Raw genomic sequence first — 21,987 nt, forward strand, 5'->3', positions numbered from 1 at the left:
GCACAAACCTCATCCATTGATTTAAACACCCATGCCCGTCATCAAGATCCTGCCTCATCACGAATACTGTCCCGAGGGCGCGGAAATCACCGCGCCGGCCGGCACCTCGATTTGTGAGGCATTGCTGGACAACGGCATCAAGATCGAGCACGCCTGCGATATGAGCTGCGCCTGCACGACCTGCCATGTGGTCGTGCGCAAAGGATTCGAATCGCTCAATGATGCGGAAGAGGAGGAGGAAGACCTGCTGGACCGCGCGTGGGGCCTGGAGCCGCAATCGCGCCTGTCGTGCCAGGCCATCCTGGCGCAGAGCGATGTGACGGTGGAGATTCCTAAGTACTCGATCAACCACGCCAAGGAGAACCACTGATGTCCCGGCAGATTGTTCTGGACACGGAGACCACCGGCCTGTCGGCGGAAGGGGGTGACCGCATCATCGAGCTGGGCTGCGTGGAACTCGTCAACCGCAAGCTCACCGGCAACAATCTGCATCTGTACCTGAACCCCGAGCGCGACAGCCATGAGGACGCGCTGAAGGTGCACGGCATCAGCAATGAATTCCTGCGCGACAAGCCCAAGTTTGCCGAGCGGGTGCAAGACATCCTGCAATACCTGCAGGGCGCGGAACTCATCATCCACAACGCGAGCTTCGACGTGGGCTTCCTGGACAAGGAGCTGGAACTGGTTGGCCTGGCGCCGCTGTCCGCGCATGTCGGGGGCGTGATCGACACCCTGGCCATGGCCAAGGAGATGTTCCCGGGCAAGCGCAACTCGCTGGACTCGCTGTGCGACCGGCTGGGCGTGGACAATTCCAGCCGTACGCTGCACGGCGCCTTGCTGGACGCGGAGTTGCTGGCGGATGTCTACATCAACATGACCCGCGGGCAGGATGCCCTGCTGATCATGGATGAGGCCACCGCCGGGGCAGGAGGCACCACCGTGGCCGCGGTAGATCTGAGCCGCATTGCACTGACGGTGCTGACCGCCAGTGCGCAGGAGCTTGCCGAGCATGAGGAAGTACTCGTGCAGATCGACAAGTCCAGCAGCGGTAAAACAATTTGGCGGACTTTGTCTGAGGCGTGAGAAAGCTATGCCATAATCGCGGGCTGTCGCAGCAACGACACGGGTGATTAGCTCAGCGGTAGAGCACTGCCTTCACACGGCAGGGGTCACATGTTCGATCCATGTATCACCCACCAGTTTTGTCAGGGCCTGTACTCGCAAAAATACAGTCTTTGGGTGATTAGCTCAGCGGTAGAGCACTGCCTTCACACGGCAGGGGTCACATGTTCGATCCATGTATCACCCACCAATCCGAACCCCTTGCAGCCCGTATGGCCGCAAGGGGTTTTTTCTTGGCGCTGAGGTCGTGGGGGACTGCCGGCGTCGATGACAATCCGGCAGTCGCGATTGACTTGGCCGCCGTCGATGATCACCTTCCATAACCCGCTGCAACACACCCACGCTCCCGAGCACGAATTTTTCCGCGGCGAGCGTGTACCGTGTTTCGAGAACCCGACGCGCGCGGCCTATGTGGAAGCCGCTTTGACTGCGCGGGGTCATGTACTGCACCCTCCGGATGTGGATTGCGCTGAGATCCTGGCAAAGATCCATGCGCCGCGCTACCTGGCTTTTCTGGCTTCGGCGTGGCAGCAGTGGCTGTCGCTGGGTGAAGGGCAGGACCGTGTGCAGCCGTTTCCGTCGGTATGGCCGGTACGCACATTGCGCTCGGATATAGAGCCCGACAATTTCATTGCCAAGCTGGGGCTGTACTCCATGGACAACGGCTCGCCGCTTGCAGCGGGCACCTGGACGGCAGCCAAAGCAGGCGCCGACGCGGCGGCCAGTGCCGCGGCGCGCCTGGCGGCTGGCGAGCGCGCCGCGTTCTGCAGCACACGCCCGCCGGGGCACCATGCAGGCCCCGATTTCATGGGCGGGTACTGCTTCTTGAACAACGCGGCCGTGGCGGCCCAATGGCTGCGCGACCACGGCGCAGCCCGTGTGGCCGTGTTGGACGTGGATTACCACCACGGCAATGGCACGCAGAGCATCTTCTATGACCGTGCGGACGTGCTCTTCGTCAGCATCCATGGCGATCCCCGCACCGAATACCCGTTTTATCTGGGACATGCCGATGAAACCGGCGCAGGCCTCGGTGCGGGCTGCAACCTGAACCTGCCTCTGCCGGCCGGCACCGATGTCGCCACTTGGTTTGCGGCCCTGGAGCAGGCCTGCGCGCGCATCGCCGCTTTTGGAGCGGATGCCCTGGTGGTCTCGCTGGGACTGGATACCTATGAGGGCGATCCGATCTCGCGCTTTCGGCTGGCGACGACAGATTTTCTGCGGCTGGGTGCGCGGCTGCGTGGTGTGGGACTGCCCACTGTGCTGGTGCTGGAAGGCGGCTACGCAGCGGCGGAGTTGGGAACGAATGCGGTGAATGTGCTCGAGGGTTTCGAGCAGGCATGACAACGGAGGCATGAGCGATGAGTGAGACGGTCGATTGCGTCGTGGTGGGCGCGGGGGTGGTGGGGCTGGCGGTGGCGCGCGTATTGGCGCTGCAAGGGCGCGAGGTCTGGCTGCTGGAAGCGGCCAATGCCATTGGCACCGAGACGAGTTCGCGCAACAGCGAGGTGATCCACGCCGGTATCTATTACCCGCAGGGTTCGCTCAAGGCGCGCTTGTGCGTACAAGGCAAGGCCATGCTGTACGACTACTGCAGCGAGCGCGGCGTGCCTCACAGTCGCTGCGGCAAGCTCATCGTCGCCACGTCGACCGAACAGCAGAACGCGCTGACGGGCATCAGGGCGCGCGCGCAGGCCAATGGCGTGGATGACCTGCAATGGCTCTCGCGGGAGGAAGCGCGTGCGCTGGAGCCCGAACTGGAATGTGTGGCAGCGCTGCTCTCGCCCAGTACCGGCATCGTGGACAGCCATGCCCTCATGCTGGCGTTGCTGGGCGACCTGGAGAACGCGGGTGGTGTTCTGGCATTGAATTCGCCTCTGGCCAAGGCCCGTTGCACGCCACAAGCTATCCATTTGGAAGCAATGGATGGCACGTGCATCAGTGCGCGCACCGTGGTCAACGCGGCCGGTTTGCATGCGCCAGTCCTCGCGCGCCAGTTCGAGGGGTTGTCCGCGGTGCATGTACCGCAGGCGGCCTATGCCAAAGGCAACTATTTCACGTTGTCCGGCCGGGCACCCTTCAGCCATCTCATCTATCCCGTACCGGAGGCGGCGGGGCTGGGCGTGCACCTGACGCTCGACCTGGGGGGGCAGGCCAAGTTCGGCCCCGACGTGCAATGGGTGGAAGGCCCCGAGGACCTGGTGGTGGATGCGAGCCGCTCCGAGGCCTTTTACGCCGAGGTGCGCAAGTACTGGCCTGGCCTGCGCGACGGTGCACTGGCGGCGGGCTACGCCGGCATACGCCCGAAGATCCACGGCCCCCATGAGCCTGCGGCGGACTTCCTGATCCAGGGGCCGCGCGATCACGGAGTCTCGGGGCTGGTCAACCTGTTTGGCATCGAATCACCTGGGCTGACCAGCGCGTTGGCAATCGGTGCGCACGTGGCCGGTCTGCTGCACCTAGACGCCGTGTCTTGATGCAACGCGGTCATTTTGTGATAGCCGCCATGCCCTGCGGCGCGAGCACTGGGCTAAGATGAGATACCCGCCTACATGGTTTGCCATGTACGGCGTATTACCGTTGTTTCCTGCTTTGAAAGGCTCCCGTATGACCACCGTATCCGAAACCATTTCCTCCACCCAGGCAGAACTCGAAAAGCTGGTGGGCGACCTGCGCGGTCTGCTGGCCAGCAAGGATCTGGACGGTATTCCCGAGATCAAGCAACTGCGCCAGCGTCTGGATGACGGCATCCATTCGGTACGCGATTCCGCCGTGCGTGCCGCTCAGGAGGCAGCCCTGCAGGCCAAAGATGCCGCGCGCGCCGCCGACCGTTATGCCCACGATGAGCCCTGGCGCGTTGCCGGCGCTGCGCTGGCCGTAGGGGCGCTGGTGGGCTTCATGCTGGCCCGCCGCTGACCGGTAGCGCAATGGCAGGGCGAATCGTCAACGCTGCGGCGCGCTCCAGCGCCTGGGAGGGGCTTGCATGAACTGGTTGTCCCTGCTCGGCCTGGAAGGCTGGGTTGCACGCTGGCGGGCCGCCATCATCGAAGGCGCGATCGCGGTGGAAGACCGTATCGAGCTCGCACGGCTCGAATGGGCCGACCAGAAGCGCCGCATGGCCCAGCTGGTGGTGCTGCTAGTTCTCTTTGGGTGCGTGGCCGTGATCGCCCTGCTGCTGTTGTCACTGGCTGTGCTGGTCCAGTTCTGGGATTCACCGCAGCGCGTGCTGGTGGCATGGTTGCTGGCAGGCGGCTGGTTGCTGGCCTGGGTGGCAGTGGCGGTGGCCCTGGTGTCCATCGGCCGACAGGCGGGTAATGCCTTTGCCCTTACGCGGCGGGAGTTGCAGCAGGACTGGCGCACCATCAAGGAGCAGTTATGAGCCCCTCTTCCCTGGACTCTGGGCAGCCGGCGCGCGTGCCCACCCCGCAGCAGCAGAAGGTGCTGGACCGCATTCTGGTGCAGCGCGAGCGGCTGCGTGCTCGGCGCGCGGCCCTGCGCCAGGCGCGCGCCGTGGCCGCAGGCGCGGAAGTTCGGGTGGAACCCGATGCGCCGCTGGCGGCACGGCTGGTGGCGTTTGCGCGCCTGCATCCCGTTGCGGTGGCAGCGGTGGTGGGCGCTGCGGTGCTGGCGGGGCCTCAACGGCTGGTGCGCTGGGCCACCCTGGTGATGCCGCTGGTCATGCGCATGCGGCGCGGCTAAGGCCCTTTTCCACAGTCTCTATCAGGCCGCATCGCGGCCTTTTTTCTTGGCCCGTTTTTAACGCAGATCGCGGATCGCCTTGGCCGCACGGCCCACGAGGGCAGGGCCTTCATAGATCAGGCCGGTGTAGATCTGCACGACATCGGCGCCTGCGCGGATTTTGCTCACAGCATCTTCGGCGCTCAGAATGCCGCCCACACCGATGATCGGGAAAGCCGGGCCCAGCGCGGCACGCAACTGGCGGATCACGGCGTTGCTGGCTTCCAGCACGGGTGCACCGCTCAGGCCTCCAGTCTCGCCGGCATGGCGCAGGCCCTGCACGGCGTCCCGGCGGATGGTGGTGTTGGTGGCAACCACGCCATCCATGCCGTGGCGCTGAAGTGTGGTGGCAATCACGGCCACTTGGGCCTCGTCCAAATCCGGCGCAATTTTCACGAAGATGGGCACGCGGCGGCCCTGAGCGGCGGCGAGCTGTTCGCGGTGCTCGGCAATGGCGCCCAGCAGGCCGTCAAGCGCCGCATCGCTCTGCAGAGCGCGCAGGTTCTGCGTGTTGGGCGAACTGATATTCACCGTAACGTAGTCGGCATGCGGGTACACGCCCTCCAGGCAGGTGAGGTAGTCGCGCGTGGCGTCTTCGATGGGCGTGGTGGCGTTCTTGCCGATGTTCAGACCCAGCAGCAGTTTGCTCTGGCCGCGGCCCTGTGTGCGGACCTGCGAGCGCTGCACGTTGGCCACGAAGGCATCCAGCCCTTCATTGTTGAAGCCCAGGCGATTGATGAGCGCACGCGCCTCGGGCAGGCGGAACATGCGCGGCTTGGGGTTGCCGGGCTGCGCACGGGGCGTGACGGTGCCAACCTCCACGAAGCCGAAGCCCATGGCGGCCAGCGCGTCGATACAGCGGGCGTTCTTGTCGAGCCCCGCCGCGAGGCCCACGCGGTTGGGGAAGCGCAGGCCTGCCAGTTCGATGGGGTCGCTCACGGTTTCGTTGCACCAGGCCCATTGCAGCGGCGTGCGCTGGCCGCGCGCCAGCATGTCCATGGTGAGTTCGTGGGCGGCTTCGGCGTCCATGCCGAAGAGAAAGGAGCGGGCGAGGGCGTAGGGCAGCAGAGACATGGGGATAATTCAATGATCTTTCCGGATTTTCCCCCATGACTGCACCCACATCCCTTTCCCAAGACGAACTCAAGACCCTGGTCGGCCAAGCTGCACTGCAATATGTGGTGCCGGGCGAACTGCTGGGCGTGGGGACCGGCTCTACCGTCAACAAGTTCATTGACGCGCTGGCATCTATCAAGGACACCATCCGCGGCGCGGTTTCCAGCTCCGAAGCCAGTACGGCGCGGCTGAAGGCGCTGGGCATCCCCGTGCTGGACGCCAACGACGTGCGCTCGCTGTCGGTGTACATCGATGGCGCCGACGAGATCGACGGCAACGGCTACATGGTCAAGGGCGGAGGGGCGGCCCTCACGCGCGAGAAGATCGTCGCCGCGCTGGCACGGCGCTTTGTGTGCATAGCGGACGAGTCCAAGCTGGTGAACGTGCTGGGCGCGTTCCCGCTGCCGGTGGAGGTCATTCCCATGGCCGCAGCGCACATCGCGCGGCGCTTTGAGTCGCTGGGGGGGCAGGCGACGCTGCGTCTCAAGGATGGCCAACCGCTCGTGACCGACAACGGCCAACACATACTGGATGTGCGCGGCCTCACCATCAGCGATCCGCTGGCGTTCGAGACCGAGGTGAATCAATGGCCGGGGGTGGTGACGGTGGGCGTGTTTGCGCTGCAGAAGGCCAACGTCTGCCTGCTGGGCACGGCACAGGGCGTGCGTACGCTGTCCCTGTAAGACGGTGGACGGCAGTGGCGCGGCAATGCCGCGCCGAGCATCCCCTCGCTTTTAGAAAATGATGCCGGCCGGATTGGAGGGAGACGGCCCCGTGGGCGCTGCCGGTGGCGCTGAGGGGCGTCGTGCGGGAGCAGCGGACGCCTTGTCCGCAGCCGGTGCTGCAGGCTGCGCAGGCACCGCAACGAGCGGGGCTGCCGCAGGGCGGCGGTAGTTCGGCGGCAATTGCGACTGCTTGGGGTAGCCGGCGGCGTCCAGGTACTGCGTCCACTCGGTGTCGGAAAAGCCCCGCAGCTGCTGTGCGCCAATGGTGCCGAAGGGCAGGCTGGATTCACCGCTCATGCGCTTGAGCGCGTCGATGTCCTCGTTGGTGCTGACGGTGCGCTCGGTGAAAGGAATGCCACGGTTGATCAGCAGATTGCGCGCGCTGTTGCAGGGCACGCAGTCGCTGCTGGTGTACAGCGTCACGGGAAAGCGCGTGGCCACCTGGCGTAGAGCGTAGGGCAGGGCCTCGGCGCCGCCGCCGCCGCTGCGTGGTCCGGCGCCGACCGCTGTGCCCTCGGCGTTTGCGGCAGGAGCGCGGTCGGAGAAGGTCACCTTGCCATCCGGCCCGACGATGCGGTACACCTGCTGGGCCAGCGCGGCCGTGGACAGCAGGGCGGCCGTGGCGCATGTGGTGGCCAACACGGCAGCGTTGCGAATGATGGACATGGGTTCCTCTCCTCTTGGTTTCTTAAAAATAATAGCTGGTCGCGCTTGCTGCAAGCCATTTTCCAGTAGAAAGCAGGCGCAAACGCCCGGCAGACAAGCGCGAACCGCTCACTTTTATGCTGCCATGCCCTGGTGGCGCAGCAGCGCGTCCAGTGTGGGTTCGCGCCCGCGGAAGGCCTTGAAGGAGTCCATGGCGGGGCGGCTGCCGCCCGCTTCCAGGATGGCCTGGCGGTAGCGCCGGCCGGTCTCCGCGCTGGGCTCCCCGCCCGCGCCGGCAGTTTCCTCGAACGCGGCATACGCGTCGGCGCTGAGTACCTCGGCCCACTTGTAGCTGTAATACCCCGCCGCGTAGCCGCCCGCGAAGATATGGCTGAACGTGTGGGCCGAGCGGCTGAAGGCGGGAGGTTTGAGCACGGCCACTTCGTCGCGCACGCGGTCCAGCAGCGCCAGCACGTCGCCTTGGGGGTCGTGCTCGGTGTGCAGCAGCATGTCGAACAACGCAAACTCGATCTGGCGCAGCGTGGCCATGCCGGCCTGGAAGTTCTTGGCCGCGATCATCTTGTCGTACAGCGGGCGCGGCAGCGGCTCGCCCGTGTCCACATGGGAGGTCATGTGGCGCAGCACTTCCCATTCCCAGCAGAAGTTCTCCATGAACTGGCTGGGCAGTTCCACGGCGTCCCATTCCACGCCGCTGATGCCTGACACGTCGCGCTCGTTCACCTGGGTGAGCATGTGGTGCAGGCCATGGCCGAATTCATGGAACAAGGTGATCACGTCGTCGTGCGTGAGCAGGGGTGGGCGCCCGTCCACCCCGTCGGCGAAGTTGCACACCAGATGCGCCACCGGTGTCTGCAGCAGGCCCGTGTCCGGGCGCAGCCAGCGGGCGCGCGCATCGTCCATCCAGGCCCCGCCGCGCTTGCCCTGGCGGGCAGGCTGGTCCAGGTAGAACTGACCCACCAGCTCGCCGCCGCGCTCGATGCGGTAGAACTCCACGGCGCTGTTCCATACGGGCGCGACGTCGCGGCGGATGGCCACCTCGAACAGCGTCTCGACGATCTTGAACAGCCCGGCCAGCACCTTGGGCGCCGTGAAGTACTGCTTGACCTCCTGCTCACTGAAGGCGTAGCGCGCTTCCTTGAGTTTCTCGGAGATGTAGGGCCAGTCCCAAGACTGGGGGTTGGCCAAGCCCAAATGCTCAGCGGCAAAGGCGCGCAGGTCGGCTACGTCCTTCTCCGCAAAGGGCCGGGCGCGGTGCGCCAGGTCCCGCAGGAAGTGGATGACTTGTTCGGGCGATTGCGCCATCTTGGGCACCAGCGACACCTGGCCGAAGTTGCCATAGCCCAGTAGCTGCGCCTCTTCCTTGCGCAGCGCGAGGATCTCGCCCATCACGGCGGTGTTGTCGAAACGCGCGGCGTCGCCGCTGGCCTGGTCCGATGCGCGTGTGACGTAGGCGTGGTAGAGCTTCTCGCGCAGGGCACTGCTGGTGGCGAACTGCATCACCGGCAGGTAGCACGGCATCTTCAGCGTGAGCTTGTAACCGTCCTTGCCCTCGGCCTGGGCCGCGGCGCGGGCGGCGTTCTGCACGTCGGCCGGCACGCCGTCCAGTTCCTCGGCCGTGGCGTAGTAGGCGTAGGCGTCGGTGGCGTCCAGCGCGTTCTCGCTGAACTTTTGTTGCAACTCGGCCTGGCGTTCCTGGATGGCAGCAAAGCGCTCCTTGGCTGCGCCCTGCAGCTCGGCGCCCGACAGCACGAAGTTGCGGATCGCATTGCTGTGCGCCTGCCGCTGCTCGGGGTTGAGCGTGGCGGGGTCGATCGCCTTGTATTTGGCGTACAGGCGCTCGTCGGCGCCCAGGCGGGTCCAGAACTCGGTGACCTTGGGCAGCGCCTCGTTGTAGGCGGCGCGCAGCTCGGGCGTGTCCGCCACGCTGTTGAGGTGGCTGACGGCGCCCCATGCGCGGCCCAGTTCCTCGGTGGCGACATCCAGTACCTGCGCAATCGCATCCCAGCGGGCCGGGTAGTCCGGCTGGGTGACGGTTTCCAGTGCGGCGTCTGCGCGTTGCAGCAGCACATCCACCGCAGGGGCTACGTCGGCGGGGGTGATGCGGTCGAAGGGAATGTGGCCCGAGAAGTCGAGGAGGGGATTGCTCATGCTGGCTTAGATGGCGTTGCCGTGAGTGGGTTCAAGCCGTTGGCGCAAACGCGCGCCCACCGGCACTCGGGTCAGGGGTGCCTCGCGTCAGAGGCGCTCAGCCGCTTCCAGGGTGTTCACCAGGAGCATGGTAATTGTCATCGGGCCCACGCCGCCGGGCACTGGCGTGATGTAACCCGCCACCTGCTTGACGCCCTCGAAGTCCACGTCGCCGCAGAGCTTGCCTTCGTCATTGCGGTTCATGCCCACGTCGATCACCACGGCGCCGGGTTTGACCATATCGGCCGTGAGCACGTTGCGCTTGCCCACGGCAGCCACCACCACATCGGCCTGGCGCGTCATGGCGGCAAGATCCGCTGTGCCGCTGTGGCAGACCGTGACGGTGGCGTTGGCTGCCAGCAGCATCATGGCCATGGGTTTTCCCACGATGTTGGAGCGACCGATGACCACGGCGTGCTTGCCGCGCAGGTCCTTCATACCGATGGATTCGAGCATCTTCATGCAGCCGTAAGGCGTGCAGGCCTTGAAGCCCACCTCGCCCACCATCAGTGCCCCGGCGCTGGCGACGTGAAAGCCGTCCACGTCCTTGAGGGGTGAGATCGCTTCGATGACCTTGTGGTCGTCGATGTGCTTGGGCAGCGGCAGTTGCACCAGGATGCCGTGGATGCTGGGGTCGTTGTTCAGCGCCTGCACGCGCGCCAGCAGCTGTTCTTCGGTCATGCTGGCGTCGTACTTTTCCAGCACCGAGTGAAAGCCCACGTCCTCGCAAGCCTTGACCTTGTTGCGCACGTAGACCTGGCTGGCAGGGTTGTCGCCCACCAGCACCACTGCGAGGCCGGGGGTGATGCCGCGGCTTTTCAGCGCGGCCGTGCGCGCGGCGACTTCAGTGCGCAGTTGGCGGGAGAGGGCGTTGCCGTCGATCAGTTGGGCTGTCATTGATGAATCCACGATACAAATGAAAAAGCTGCCTGGCGCTTGTCTGGTATGCGCAGGCAGCTATTAAAAACGGAGCGATTAGGCCTTGGCGCTACCTGGCCCCAGGGCAATCTTGAGCAGGTCGGCCACGGTGTTGGCGTTGAGCTTTTCCATGATGTTGGCGCGGTGCGCCTCCACCGTCTTGATGCTGATGCCCAGGTCGTCGGCGATCTGCTTGTTCAGGCGGCCGGCAACGATGCGTTCCAGCACCTGCGCCTCGCGGCTGGTGAGCTTGGACAGCAGCGCGTCGCGGCTGGCGGCCTGCTGGTAGTCGGCAAAGGCTTCGCGTGCATGGTCCAGCATGCGCTCAACCAGGCCCAGCAACTCTTCTTCGTTGAAGGGTTTCTGGATGAAGTCCAGCGCGCCCTTCTTCATGGTGTTCACGGCCATGGGCACGTCGCCGTGGCCGGTGATGAAGACGATGGGCAGGGGCGACTTGCGTTCGACCAGGCGGTCCTGCAGCTCCAGGCCCGTCATGCCGCCCATGCGGATGTCCACGATCAGGCAGGCGACTTCGCGCGGGTCATAGCGTGCGAGGAACGATTCCGCCGAATCAAAGCAGCGTACACGGTAGTCCTTGCCCTCCAGCAGCCACTGGAGCGAGTCGCGGACGGCTTCGTCGTCGTCGACGACATAGACGGTGCCTTTTTTCGGAATCAAACTCATGCAATAGTCCTTGGGGTTGACGTTGCTGCGGAATTGATAGTGGCATCCGCAGCAGTGGCGAGCGGAAGCCAGAAGGAGAACCGGCAGCCGGTGACCTCCGATCCATTGTAGAGGTTCTCCGCGTGCATCCGGCCCTGGTGCGACTCGACGATGCTGCGGCACAGGTTCAGGCCCATGCCCATGCCTTCGCTCTTGGTGGAGAAGAATGCCTCGAACAGGTGCGCCAGCACTTCCGGGGCCAGGCCCTTGCCCGTGTCCTGCACCGAAAACTCGATCACCCCGCGGCCATCCACATGGCGCGGCACCACGCGCAGCTCCACGCTGCGCCCGGAGGGGGGGCGGTGGGCCTGGGCGATGGACTCGGCGCCGTTCTTCATCAGGTTGATGAGCACCTGCTCGATCAGGATCGTGTCGGCCATCACCTGGGGCAGGCGGGCGGCGACGTAGTGCGTCAGGTGCACGTTGTGGCGCCGCAGTTCGATGTCGGCCAGTTCCACCGCTTCGCTCACCATCTCGTGCACGTCGGCCAGCGTGCGGTTGGGTTCGCTTTTTTTCACGAAGGCGCGGATGCGCTGGATGATCTGGCCGGCGCGCTGCGCCTGGTGGGCGGTCTTTTGCAGCGCCGTGAGCAGTGCCTCCTCGCTGATCTGGCCGCCCTGGATGCGCGAGACCATGCCGCTGCAATAGTTGTTGATGGCGGTGAGCGGCTGGTTGAGTTCGTGGGCTACGCTGGAGGCCATCTCGCCCATGGTGATGAGGCGGCTGACCGACTGGGCGCGTTCGGCCTGGCGCGCGGCCTGCTCCTCGGCCTGGCGGCGCGGCGTGATGTCGGTGGCAATGACCATTTGCGCCAACCGGCCGTCCACCCAGTTCAGGTAGCGCGAGCGCACCTCCAGCCACTTGCCCAGATCGGGCAGGTAGATCTCGGCGTTCTCCGAACGGGCGCTGGTCAGCGAGTCGGTGGGCAGGCCCATCAGGCCATCTTCGTCGTCCATGCCGCCGGAACTGTAGGAGGTGGGTAGCACGCCCGCCTGCGCCACTAGCTGCAGGTGGCCGCTGGTCTGCGAGCCGAACCATTGGCGGTACAGGCGGTTGGCAAACAGCAGCTCCTCGCTCCCCAGCGGCGCCACGGAGACGGAGGCGTCCAGCGCCTCCAGCACGATGGTGAAGCGCTCATGCGAGGCGGTGAGTTGCTCGCGCACGCGGTTGGGCTCGGTGATGTCGGTCATCGAGGTCATCCAGCCTGTCTGGTGACCGCGTGCGTCGATCAGCGGCGAGACGTACAGGCGCGCGTCGAACAGCGTGCCGCTCTTGCGCCGCACGCGTACCTGGAATCCACCGGGCACGGTCTTGCCCGAGAGTTCGTCGCGCAGATTGGCGTGCAGCGACTCATATTCGCCCTCGGGCCAGTAGCTGTAGGGCGGGGTCTGCCCGACCAGCTCGGCCTCGGTCCAGCCTGTCATCTGGCAGAACGCGGCGTTCACATAGGTGATGCGGCCCTCCAGGTCCAGCGCGCGCATGCCGGTGAGGATGGAGTTCTCCATCGCCCGGCGGAAGTTGGTTTCTGCCACCAGTGCTTCCTGGGCCTGCAGCCGCCTGCGCGTGTGCCGCCAGGTGGCGATGAGCATCCATGCCGTCATCACGCTGAGCGTGCCCACGAGCCAGAACAGCCCGCTGCCCACCACGCCCAGCGACGTACGGTACGCCTGCGCCCGCATCACGAGGCCGTTGCCCACCGGGTAGACCGGGATCTCGTACTGGTTGGCCTTGGTGGTCCAGGGCAGCAGCGCATTGGTGCGCGGGGGCAGGGGCGTGCCCGCCAAGGTGCGGCCATTGCCGTCCAGCAACGTGACGGCGTAGCGCGCCAGCACCTCGGTGGGAGTGCCGTAGCGCAGCAGGCTGTCGATGGAATATTCCGCCAGCACCACGCCGCCGAACTTGCCCTGGGGCGACAGGGGCACCTGCAGTTGCAGCAGGGGCGCGCTCTCGCCCTCGGTGGCCGTGGGTTGCGAATACAGCGGCTGTTGCAGGTCGCGGACGGCGTTAAAGAGGTTGGTGGTCTCGCCGGGCTTGAGCACCTCCCCGCCCACGCGCAGCTGGCTGCTGGTCACGGCAGGCGCGGCGTGGCTGGCGCGGATGCGCCGGCGCTCGTCGATCCAGGTGATGGCCTGCAGCTCGGGGTACTGGCTGATGAGCGGCTCGGCGCGGCTGCCGAAGTCCGCGCGCTCCACATCCTGGTTGGACAGATCGCGCGCGATGCGCATGATCTGCTCTTGCCGCTCCAGCAAGCGCAAACGCACGCGCTGCTGGGCGTATTCCACGTCGCGCCTGAGGGCTTCCTTCTCGCGTTCCACCTCTTCCGTGCGCAAATACCAGAACGAGGCCACGATGGCAGCGAGGAACATCAGCACCGATGCCACGGGCGCCAGCGCCGCGAACCGGTCCTGGCGCGTGGGCGAGAGGCTGCGCCACCAGGCACGCCACCAGCGCGCCGGGGTTTTCACGGCAGACACGGTGGAAGAGGGTGCGACAGGGGACTCCATGGGCGCGGAGTTTAAAGGCTTCGCGGGGGTGATTTCATCTGAAGAAATAATGTGCAATTGCAGCAATTTTTCATATTAAGAGATGAAAAAGCATCATTTGAAATGATGAAAATTTGTGCGAAACTCGCGCCCGTATTACCGTTATTGCCACTGAATCAAGGAGACAGGTATGTCTGATCCGACCAAAGTCCTGACCGCTACCGACATCGACCAACAGGAAACCCGCGAATGGCTGGACGCGCTGTCGGCAGTGATCGACAAGGAGGGGCCGGAGCGTGCCCACTTCCTGCTGGAGCAATTGCTGGAGCAGGCGCGCCAGAGCAGTATTGACCTGCCGTTCTCCGCCAATACGGGATACGTGAACACCATCGAGCCGGACCAGGAGGCCCGCTGCCCCGGCAATATCGCCATCGAGAAGCGCCTGCGCGCCTACATGCGCTGGAATGCCATGGCCATGGTGGTGCGCGCCAACCGCCTGCATCCGCATGACGGCGGCGACCTGGGCGGCCACATCGGCTCCTTCGCTTCGCTGGCCTCCATGTGGGGCGCGGGCTTCAACCACTTCTGGCATGCCGAGAGCGAGAGCCACGGCGGCGACTGCATCTATTTCCAGGGCCACAGCGCGCCCGGCATCTACGCCCGCGCCTACCTGGAAGGCCGCATCACCGAGGACCAGCTCGAAAACTTCCGCCAGGAAGTGGGCGGCAAGGGCCTGTCCAGCTACCCGCACCCCAAGCTGATGCCGGGCTTCTGGCAGTTCCCCACGGTGTCCATGGGCCTGGGGCCGATGATGGCCATCTACCAGGCGCGCTTTCTCAAGTACCTGCATGCCCGCGGTATCGCCAATACCGAGAACCGCAAGGTCTGGATCTTCCTGGGCGACGGCGAGATGGACGAGCCCGAGAGCAAAGGCGCGATCAGCCTGGCCGCACGTGAAAACCTGGACAACCTGATCTTCGTTATCAACTGCAACCTGCAGCGCCTGGACGGCCCGGTGCGCGGCAACGGCAAGATCATCCAGGAGCTGGAGGGTGACTTCCGCGGTGCGGGCTGGCATGTCATCAAGCTGCTGTGGGGCAAGGGCTGGGACGAGCTGCTGGCGCGCGACAAGAGCGGCAAGCTCAAGCAGCTGATGATGGAGACGCTGGACGGCGACTACCAGACCTACCGCGCCATGGACGGTGCGTATATCCGCAAGCATTTCTTTGGCAGGTACCCCGAGACGGCCAAGCTCGTGGAGCACCTGAGCGACGACGAAATCTGGGAACTGCGCCGCGGTGGTCACGAGCCCGAGAAGGTGTATGCCGCCTTCCATGCGGCCAATGAACACCAGGGTCAGCCCACGGTGTTGCTGGTCAAGACCGTCAAGGGCTATGGCATGGGCAAGGCCGGTGAGGGCAAGAACACCGTGCACCAAACCAAGAAGCTGTCGGACGAGGACATCAAGTACATCCGCGACCGCTTCAACATCCCGATCCCCGACAGCGAGCTGGACAAGCTGCCCTACTACAAGCCGGCCGACGACACGCCGGAAATGAAGTACCTGCACGAGCGCCGCAAGGCCCTGGGCGGCTACCTGCCGCAGCGTCGCACGCACGCCGACGAGAGTTTCACCGTGCCGGCGCTGGAGACCTTCAAGGCCGTGCTGGAGCCCACCGCGGAGGGCCGCGAGATCTCCACCACCCAGGCCTACGTGCGCTTTCTCACGCAGCTGCTGCGCGACAAGGCCCTGGGTCCGCGCGTGGTGCCCATCCTGGTGGATGAGGCGCGTACCTTCGGCATGGAGGGATTGTTCCGCCAGATTGGCATCTACAACCCCAAGGGCCAGCTCTACACCCCGGTCGACCGCGACCAGGTGATGTACTACAAGGAAGACAAGGCCGGTCAGATTCTTCAGGAGGGCATCAACGAGGCGGGCGGCATGTGCTCGTGGATCGCTGCGGCGACGTCGTATTCGACGAACAACCGCATCATGATCCCGTTCTACGTGTACTACTCGATGTTCGGCTTCCAGCGCTTTGGCGACTTCGCCTGGGCCGCGGGCGACATGCAGGCGCGCGGCTTCTTGCTGGGTGGCACCAGCGGTCGCACCACGCTCAACGGCGAAGGCCTGCAGCACGAGGACGGCCACAGCCACATCCTGGCCAACACCATTCCCAACTGCGTGAGCTACGACCCGACCTTCGCGCACGAGGTGGCGGTCATCATGCAGGACGGCCTGAAGCGCATGGTGGAGAAGCAGGAAAACGTCTACTACTACATCACGCTGCTCAACGAGAACTACGCCATGCCGGGCCTGCAGCCGGGCACGGAAGAGCAGATCATCAAGGGCATGTACCTGTGCAAGGCCGGCGCGGACGGCGACAAGCGCGTGCAGCTGCTGGGTTCGGGCTCGATCCTGCGCGAGTCGATCGAGGCGCAGAAGCTGCTCGCCGCCGACTGGGGCGTGCAGGCCGACGTGTGGAGCTGCACCAGCTTCAACGAGCTGACCCGCGAGGGCCAGGACGTGGCGCGCTGGAACCTGCTGCACCCGCTGGAGACACCGCGCGTGTCCTTCGTGGCGCAGCAGCTGGGCGGCCGCCCGGGCCCCGTGGTCGCCTCGACCGACTACATGAAGAACTACGCCGAGCAGATCCGCGCCTTCATTCCCGATGGGCGCTCCTACACCGTGCTGGGTACCGACGGCTTTGGCCGCAGCGACTTCCGCTACCGCCTGCGCGAGCACTTCGAGGTCAACCGCCACTACATCACCGTGGCCGCGCTGAGCGCCTTGGCCGACGAGGGCAAGCTGCCCAAGGAGAAGGTGGCCGAGGCGATTGCCAAGTACGGCCTCCAGACCGAGAAGATCAACCCCCTGCACGCCTGAAGACCGGGAGACAAGACAATGGCATTGGTAAACATCCAGGTTCCCGACATCGGCGACTTCGACGAGGTCGGCGTGATCGAGCTGCTGGTCAAAGTGGGCGACACGGTGAAGGCCGAGCAGTCGCTGATCACCGTGGAGTCCGACAAGGCCTCGATGGAAATCCCGTCGAGCCACGCGGGTGTGGTCAAGGAACTCAAGGTCCAGCTGGGCGACAAGGTCAAGCAAGGCAGCGTGATCGCCGTGCTGGAGGCCGCGGGCGAAGCGGCTGCTTCTGATGAAAAACCGGCTCCAGCGCCCGCCGCACAAGCGCCGGCAGCTATCGAAACGCAAGCGCCGGTCGCGCCTGCTGCACCCGCCGCCCCTGCTGCGGGTGGTGGCGCGGTTGAGGTGCGTGTGCCCGACATCGGTGACTTCAAGGACGTCGCCGTGATCGAATTGCTGGTCCAGCCCGGCGACGCGGTCAAGGTGGAGCAGTCGCTGTTCACCGTGGAGTCCGACAAGGCCTCGATGGAGATCCCTTCGCCCGCCGCCGGCGTTCTCAAGGAGCTCAAGGTCAAGATCGGCGACAAGATCAACGTGGGCGACCTCGTGGCGGTGCTTGAAGGTGCCGCCCCTGCACCTGCCGCCGCCCCGGCGCAGGCTGCTACACCAGCGGCCGCTTCTGCTCCGGCCGCTGCCGCGCCCGTGGCGGCTCAGGCCTCCGCGCCCGCACCAGCTGCGGCAACGGCAACGGCGCCCGTGCCTGCCCACCAGCCCTCGACGCCCACGCCGGGCCTGCCGCACGCCAGCCCCTCGGTGCGCAAGTTCGCCCGCGAACTGGGTGTACCGCTGGCGGAGGTCAAGGGCACGGGCATCAAGGGCCGCATCACGCAGGACGATGTGGCGGCCTTCACGCGCCAGGTGATGAGCGGTGCGCTGCAGACCCAGGCGCAGGGCAGCAAGGCGCCCGCTGCGGGTGGCTCTGGGGTGGGCCTGGACCTGCTGCCGTGGCCCAAGGTGGACTTTGCCAAGTTCGGCCCCGTCGAGCGCAAGGAGCTGTCGCGCATCAAGAAGATCAGCGGCGCCAACCTGTCGCGCAACTGGGTGATGATTCCCCACGTCACCAATAACGACGAGGCCGACATCACCGAGCTGGAAGCCTTCCGCGTCTCCACCAACAAGGAGAACGAGAAGAGCGGCGTCAAGGTCACCATGCTGGCCTTCGTCATCAAGGCCGTGGTCGCGGCGCTGAAGAAGTTCCCCGAGTTCAACGCCAGCCTGGACGGCGACGCGCTGGTCTACAAGCAGTACTTCCACATCGGCTTTGCGGCCGACACGCCCAACGGCCTGGTGGTGCCCGTGCTGAAAGATGCCGACAAGAAGGGCATCCTGCAGATCAGCGCCGAGATGGCCGAGCTGGCCAAGAAGGCCCGCGACGGCAAGCTGGGTGCGGCCGACATGCAGGGCGGCAGCATGTCGATCAGCTCGCTGGGCGGCATTGGCGGCACGCATTTCACCCCCATCATCAATGCGCCCGAGGTGGCCATCCTCGGCCTGTCCAAGAGCCAGATGAAGCCCGTGTGGGACGGCCAGCAGTTCGTGCCGCGCCTCACGCTGCCGCTGAGCCTGTCGTACGACCACCGCGTGATCGACGGCGCCTCTGCCGCGCGCTTCAACGCCTACCTGGGCCAAGTGTTGGCGGACTACCGCCGCATCCTGCTGTAAGGACGGAGCACAACATATGGCAATCATCGACATCAAGGTGCCCGACATCGGCGACTTCGCCGAGGTGGGCGTGATCGAAGTGCTGGTGCAGCCGGGCGACACCATCCGGGCCGAGCAGAGCCTGGTCACCGTGGAGTCCGACAAGGCCTCCATGGAGATTCCCAGCAGCCACGCCGGCGTGGTCAAGGAGCTCAAGGTCAAGCTGGGCGACAAGGTGGCCGAGGGCTCCGTGCTGCTGACGCTGGAAGTGGCGCAGGGTGCGGCGGCGCCGGCTGCGGCCCCTGCCGCGGCGAGCACACCCAGCGCACCGCCATCTGAGTCAAAACCGGCTCCAGCGCACGCTGTTCAAGCGCCAGCAGCTCCTAAAACCGAAGCAGCCAGCTTCGGCGGCAGTGCCGACGTGGAGTGCGATGTGCTGGTGCTGGGCGGCGGCCCCGGCGGTTACAGCGCCGCCTTCCGCGCGGCCGACCTGGGCCTGAACGTGGTGCTGGTCGAGCGCTACGCCACCCTGGGCGGCGTGTGCCTGAACGTGGGCTGCATTCCCTCCAAGGCGCTGCTGCACGTGGCGGCGGTGATGGACGAGGTGAGCCACCTGAAGAGCGCCGGCATCGACTTCGGCGCGCCGCAGGTCCACATCGACACCCTGCGCGGCCACAAGGAAAAGGTCATCGGCAAGCTGACCGGCGGGCTGGCGCAGATGGCCAAGATGCGCAAGGTGACCGTGCTGCGCGGCTACGGCCACTTCGTCGGCGCCAACCACCTGGAGGTGGAGGAAACCACCGGCACCAGCCAGGACAAGACCGGCGCCAAGAAGGTGGTGGCGTTCAAGCGCGCCATCATCGCCGCCGGCAGCCAGGCCGTGCGCCTGCCGTTCATGCCCGACGATCCGCGCGTGGTGGATTCCACCGGCGCGCTGGCGCTGCAGGGCGTGCCCAAACGCATGCTGATTCTGGGCGGCGGCATCATCGGCCTGGAAATGGGCACGGTGTACAGCACGCTGGGCGCGCGCCTGGACGTGGTGGAGATGCTGGACGGCCTGATGCAGGGCGCTGACCGCGACCTGGTCAAGGTATGGCAGAAGATGAACCAGCACCGTTTCGACAACGTGATGCTGAATACCAAGACCGTGGCCGCCGAGGCCACGCCCGAAGGTATCAAGGTAAGCTTCGCGCCCGCCAAGGACGGCGTCGCGGTGCCCGAGCCCCAGGTGTACGACCTGGTGCTGCAGGCCGTGGGCCGCACGCCCAACGGCAAGAAGATCGCCGCCGACAAGGCCGGTGTCGCCGTGACGGACCGCGGCTTCATCAACGTCGACATCCAGATGCGCACCAACGTGCCGCACATCTTCGCCATCGGCGACATCGTGGGCCAGCCCATGCTGGCGCACAAGGCGGTGCACGAGGCGCATGTGGCGGCAGAAGTTATCGCCGGTGAATTGCAGGGCAACAAGGAACTGGCCAGCGCCGCCTTCAACGCCCGCGTGATCCCCAGCGTGGCCTACACCGATCCCGAAGTCGCCTGGGTGGGACTGACCGAGGATCAGGCCAAGGCCCAAGGCATCAGGGTCAAGAAGGGCCTGTTCCCCTGGGCCGCCTCGGGCCGCGCCATTGCCAATGGGCGTGACGAAGGCTTCACCAAGCTCCTGTTTGATGATTCGCCCGAGGCCCATGGCCACGGCAAGATTCTGGGCGGTGGCATGGTCGGTACCCACGCGGGCGACATGATCGGCGAGATCGCCCTGGCCATCGAGATGGGCGCCGACGCGGTGGACATCGGCAAGACCATCCACCCGCACCCCACGCTGGGCGAGAGCATCGGCATGGCGGCGGAAGTGGCGCATGGCAGCTGCACGGATGTGCCGCCTGCGCGCAAGTAAGTCCGCAGCCAAGCTACCCTGACAAGGCCCGAACTGGCGACGGTTCGGGCCTTGTGCTTTGCGTACCCAAACAATCGCCGCAGAATGCTGTGCATTTGTACAGTATTCATGTCAGCCACTTCCAAGCCCAAGCTCTACAACCCACGCCACCCCGAACGCACGCTGCTCTACCAAACGGTAGCCGAGCACCACGAGACCTGGCTAGAGTTGGCCAGCGCGGGTCAGTTCGACGGACAGGGCGACCACCACACCCCCAAGCCCTTCGTGCGCAAAGCGTTTGCCAAGTATCTTGAGTGCGGCATCTTTGCCCATGGCTTTGCCCGCGCTCGCTGCGGCGACTGTGGGCACGACTACTTTGTAGCCTTCTCCTGCAAAGGCCGGGGAGTCTGCCCCTCGTGCACCACCCGGCGCATGGTGGAGACAGCAGCGCACCTGAACGATCACGTATTCCCCCGCCTGCCGGTGCGCCAGTGGGTGCTGTCGGTTCCCAAGCGGCTTCGTTACTTCATGCAGCGCGACGGAGCGGTGCTGAGCATGGTGCTGCGCATCTTTCTGCGGGTGATCGCACAAACTCTGCAGACCCACAGCCCCGGTGCGGCCCATATGGACAAGGCAGGCCTGCACATCGGTGCCATCGCCTTCATTCACCGATTCGGCTCCAGCCTCAATGAACACGTCCACTTCCACGTTTGTGTGGTGGACGGGGTGTTTGAGGAAGTGGAGGGCGATGCTGATGCGACCCCTCGAATCTCATCGCCGGGTGTCATCTTTCACGCGGCCACCGGCATCGATGCGGCTACCGTGGCCCCAGTGCAGACCACACTGCAAAAACGCATCCTGCGCGCCTTCGTTGCTCGGGGCCTGCTGGAGAACTGTGACGCCAAAGACATGCTGGGCTACAAACACAGCGGCTTCTCGGTGGATGCGGGGGTGTGCATCGAAGCCCACGACCGCGCTGCGCTGGAGCGGCTGCTGCGCTATTGCGCGCGTCCACCGTTTTCCATGGAGCGCCTACGCAAAGAGGGAAGCAAACTGGTGTACCGCTGTGCCAAACAGCGCAGCGAGCCCACCAGTGACAAGCGTGGTGCCAAGGCAGATGAGCTGCACCTCACACCGCTGGAACTGATCGACCGCATCGCCGCGCTGGTGCCACCGCCACGCACCCACCGGCACCGCTACTTTGGTGTGCTGGCACCAAACTCGCCGCTGAGAGCGGCGGTAACGGCGCTGGCTCAGCCTGCTGCGTCGCAACCAGCCACGGTGGAGACTGCACAACCTGGCGCGGGCGTACCTGGGGTGGCGGCGCCGGGCAACGCGGCCACACCCACACCCGAACCTGAAGCACGCCCGAAGCGAGCGGCGCATTACTTGTGGGCGGTGCTGATTGCCCGCATCTACGAGGCATTTCCGCTGCTGTGCCCCATGTGCGGTGGACAGATGCGCATCATTGCCTTCATCACCCACAGCGCCGAAATCCGCCACATCCTGAACCACATCGGGGTGGAGTCTGCCCCCCCGCACATCACCCCGGCACGCGGGCCACCGCTGTGGGAGGGCTGCGACGCGCCGGTGGATGATGGTGCGCAAGGCGAGCCGGATTGGGATCTGGCAGCTCAACCCGACGAGGTAGACCAGCGCGTCAATTGGTGACCCAGTGAAGCGGCGGTATCCATCGCTGCGGGGAAGCAGCTGCGCGCGCGCCAGGCCCAAATGCATACTGCCTCCCAAGCTCTTGCCATTGAGCGGCAAGCGAGCGCTCAACCTTCCTTGGCCGAACGTGTTTCGAGGCCCAAAACTCGTGCCATACTTGGCCTCATGCGGTTGAATTTCCTATCCGTTTTC

General features: G+C 65.3%; 18 protein-coding genes and 2 tRNA genes. 14 read left to right on the top strand and 6 right to left on the bottom strand.

The genetic code is table 11. From position 1 onward, the window contains the following. Window positions 1-31: 31 nt before the first annotated feature. The 9 genes from fdx to K2L43_RS09085 all read left to right on the top strand — a co-directional run bounded on the left by fdx (window position 32) and on the right by K2L43_RS09085 (window position 4,821). Window positions 32-370, top strand: coding sequence for an ISC system 2Fe-2S type ferredoxin (gene fdx / locus K2L43_RS09045; protein ID WP_011805370.1), 339 nt, complete (start codon window positions 32-34; stop codon window positions 368-370). Beyond that, window positions 370-1,083, top strand: a complete 714-nt coding sequence (dnaQ, locus tag K2L43_RS09050) for a DNA polymerase III subunit epsilon (RefSeq protein ID WP_011805369.1) — start codon at window positions 370-372, stop codon at window positions 1,081-1,083. The genes fdx and dnaQ overlap by 1 nt, the downstream gene beginning before the upstream one ends. 41 nt (window positions 1,084-1,124) lie before the next feature. Then, a tRNA-Val gene (locus K2L43_RS09055) sits at window positions 1,125-1,199 on the top strand. A gap of 38 nt (window positions 1,200-1,237) precedes the next feature. Beyond that, window positions 1,238-1,312, top strand: a tRNA-Val gene (locus K2L43_RS09060). 116 nt (window positions 1,313-1,428) lie between these two features. Then, entirely contained in the window at window positions 1,429-2,466 is a 1,038-nt protein-coding gene (locus tag K2L43_RS09065; RefSeq protein ID WP_220638909.1) for a histone deacetylase family protein, read from the top strand. 17 nt (window positions 2,467-2,483) lie between these two features. Continuing rightward, a complete protein-coding gene (locus tag K2L43_RS09070; protein WP_220638910.1) occupies window positions 2,484-3,599 on the top strand; it encodes an NAD(P)/FAD-dependent oxidoreductase in 1,116 nt (371 codons plus the stop codon). A gap of 130 nt (window positions 3,600-3,729) precedes the next feature. Next, window positions 3,730-4,038, top strand: a complete 309-nt coding sequence (locus tag K2L43_RS09075; RefSeq protein ID WP_015913196.1) for a DUF883 domain-containing protein — start codon at window positions 3,730-3,732, stop codon at window positions 4,036-4,038. Between the two features lie 67 nt (window positions 4,039-4,105). Continuing rightward, the gene (locus tag K2L43_RS09080) at window positions 4,106-4,501 is read left to right on the top strand and encodes a phage holin family protein (protein ID WP_103738705.1); all 396 of its coding nucleotides are present in this window, start codon (window positions 4,106-4,108) and stop codon (window positions 4,499-4,501) included. Next, entirely contained in the window at window positions 4,498-4,821 is a 324-nt protein-coding gene (locus tag K2L43_RS09085; protein WP_220638911.1) for a hypothetical protein, read from the top strand. Before K2L43_RS09080 ends, K2L43_RS09085 begins: the two co-directional genes overlap by 4 nt. 57 nt (window positions 4,822-4,878) lie before the next feature. Here the strand turns inward: K2L43_RS09085 and K2L43_RS09090 are convergent, their stop codons facing one another. After that, window positions 4,879-5,934 carry a quinone-dependent dihydroorotate dehydrogenase gene (locus tag K2L43_RS09090; RefSeq protein ID WP_103738707.1) on the bottom strand — a complete coding sequence of 352 codons (1,056 nt, stop codon included), beginning with the start codon at window positions 5,932-5,934 and terminating at the stop codon, window positions 4,879-4,881. Window positions 5,935-5,969: 35 nt separating this feature from the next. On the opposite strand from K2L43_RS09090, the gene rpiA reads away from it, so the two are divergent. Continuing rightward, on the top strand, window positions 5,970-6,659 hold the full coding sequence (rpiA, locus tag K2L43_RS09095) for a ribose-5-phosphate isomerase RpiA (protein ID WP_220638912.1): 690 nt from the start codon (window positions 5,970-5,972) through the stop codon (window positions 6,657-6,659). 51 nt (window positions 6,660-6,710) lie between these two features. Here rpiA and K2L43_RS09100 read toward each other — a convergent pair whose 3' ends face one another. The 5 genes from K2L43_RS09100 to K2L43_RS09120 form a co-directional block, all read right to left on the bottom strand. Further along, window positions 6,711-7,367, bottom strand: a complete 657-nt coding sequence (locus tag K2L43_RS09100; RefSeq protein WP_015913201.1) for a glutaredoxin family protein — start codon at window positions 7,365-7,367, stop codon at window positions 6,711-6,713. A gap of 114 nt (window positions 7,368-7,481) precedes the next feature. Next, the gene (locus K2L43_RS09105) at window positions 7,482-9,515 is read right to left on the bottom strand and encodes a M3 family metallopeptidase (RefSeq protein WP_220638913.1); all 2,034 of its coding nucleotides are present in this window, start codon (window positions 9,513-9,515) and stop codon (window positions 7,482-7,484) included. A gap of 87 nt (window positions 9,516-9,602) precedes the next feature. Next, on the bottom strand, window positions 9,603-10,451 hold the full coding sequence (gene folD / locus K2L43_RS09110; RefSeq protein WP_220638914.1) for a bifunctional methylenetetrahydrofolate dehydrogenase/methenyltetrahydrofolate cyclohydrolase FolD: 849 nt from the start codon (window positions 10,449-10,451) through the stop codon (window positions 9,603-9,605). 78 nt (window positions 10,452-10,529) lie between these two features. Next, entirely contained in the window at window positions 10,530-11,156 is a 627-nt protein-coding gene (locus K2L43_RS09115) for a response regulator transcription factor (RefSeq protein ID WP_011805358.1), read from the bottom strand. Beyond that, window positions 11,153-13,699, bottom strand: coding sequence for a PAS domain S-box protein (locus K2L43_RS09120; RefSeq protein WP_220638915.1), 2,547 nt, complete (start codon window positions 13,697-13,699; stop codon window positions 11,153-11,155). Before K2L43_RS09120 ends, K2L43_RS09115 begins: the two co-directional genes overlap by 4 nt. Window positions 13,700-13,868: 169 nt before the next feature. Between K2L43_RS09120 and aceE the strand changes: the two genes are divergently transcribed. The 4 genes from aceE (at window position 13,869) to K2L43_RS09140 (ending at window position 21,795) form a co-directional block, all read left to right on the top strand. Then, the gene (gene aceE / locus K2L43_RS09125; protein ID WP_220638916.1) at window positions 13,869-16,565 is read left to right on the top strand and encodes a pyruvate dehydrogenase (acetyl-transferring), homodimeric type; all 2,697 of its coding nucleotides are present in this window, start codon (window positions 13,869-13,871) and stop codon (window positions 16,563-16,565) included. Between the two features lie 18 nt (window positions 16,566-16,583). Next, entirely contained in the window at window positions 16,584-18,269 is a 1,686-nt protein-coding gene (gene aceF / locus K2L43_RS09130; RefSeq protein ID WP_220638917.1) for a dihydrolipoyllysine-residue acetyltransferase, read from the top strand. A 16-nt stretch (window positions 18,270-18,285) separates the two neighbouring features. Beyond that, on the top strand, window positions 18,286-20,145 hold the full coding sequence (gene lpdA, locus K2L43_RS09135) for a dihydrolipoyl dehydrogenase (protein WP_220638918.1): 1,860 nt from the start codon (window positions 18,286-18,288) through the stop codon (window positions 20,143-20,145). A 108-nt stretch (window positions 20,146-20,253) separates the two neighbouring features. Then, the gene (locus K2L43_RS09140; RefSeq protein WP_220638919.1) at window positions 20,254-21,795 is read left to right on the top strand and encodes an IS91-like element ISPps1 family transposase; all 1,542 of its coding nucleotides are present in this window, start codon (window positions 20,254-20,256) and stop codon (window positions 21,793-21,795) included. Window positions 21,796-21,987 lie beyond the last annotated feature (192 nt).

The organism is Diaphorobacter sp. MNS-0 (assembly GCF_019602835.1).
Lineage (GTDB): Bacteria > Pseudomonadota > Gammaproteobacteria > Burkholderiales > Burkholderiaceae_C > Diaphorobacter > Diaphorobacter nitroreducens.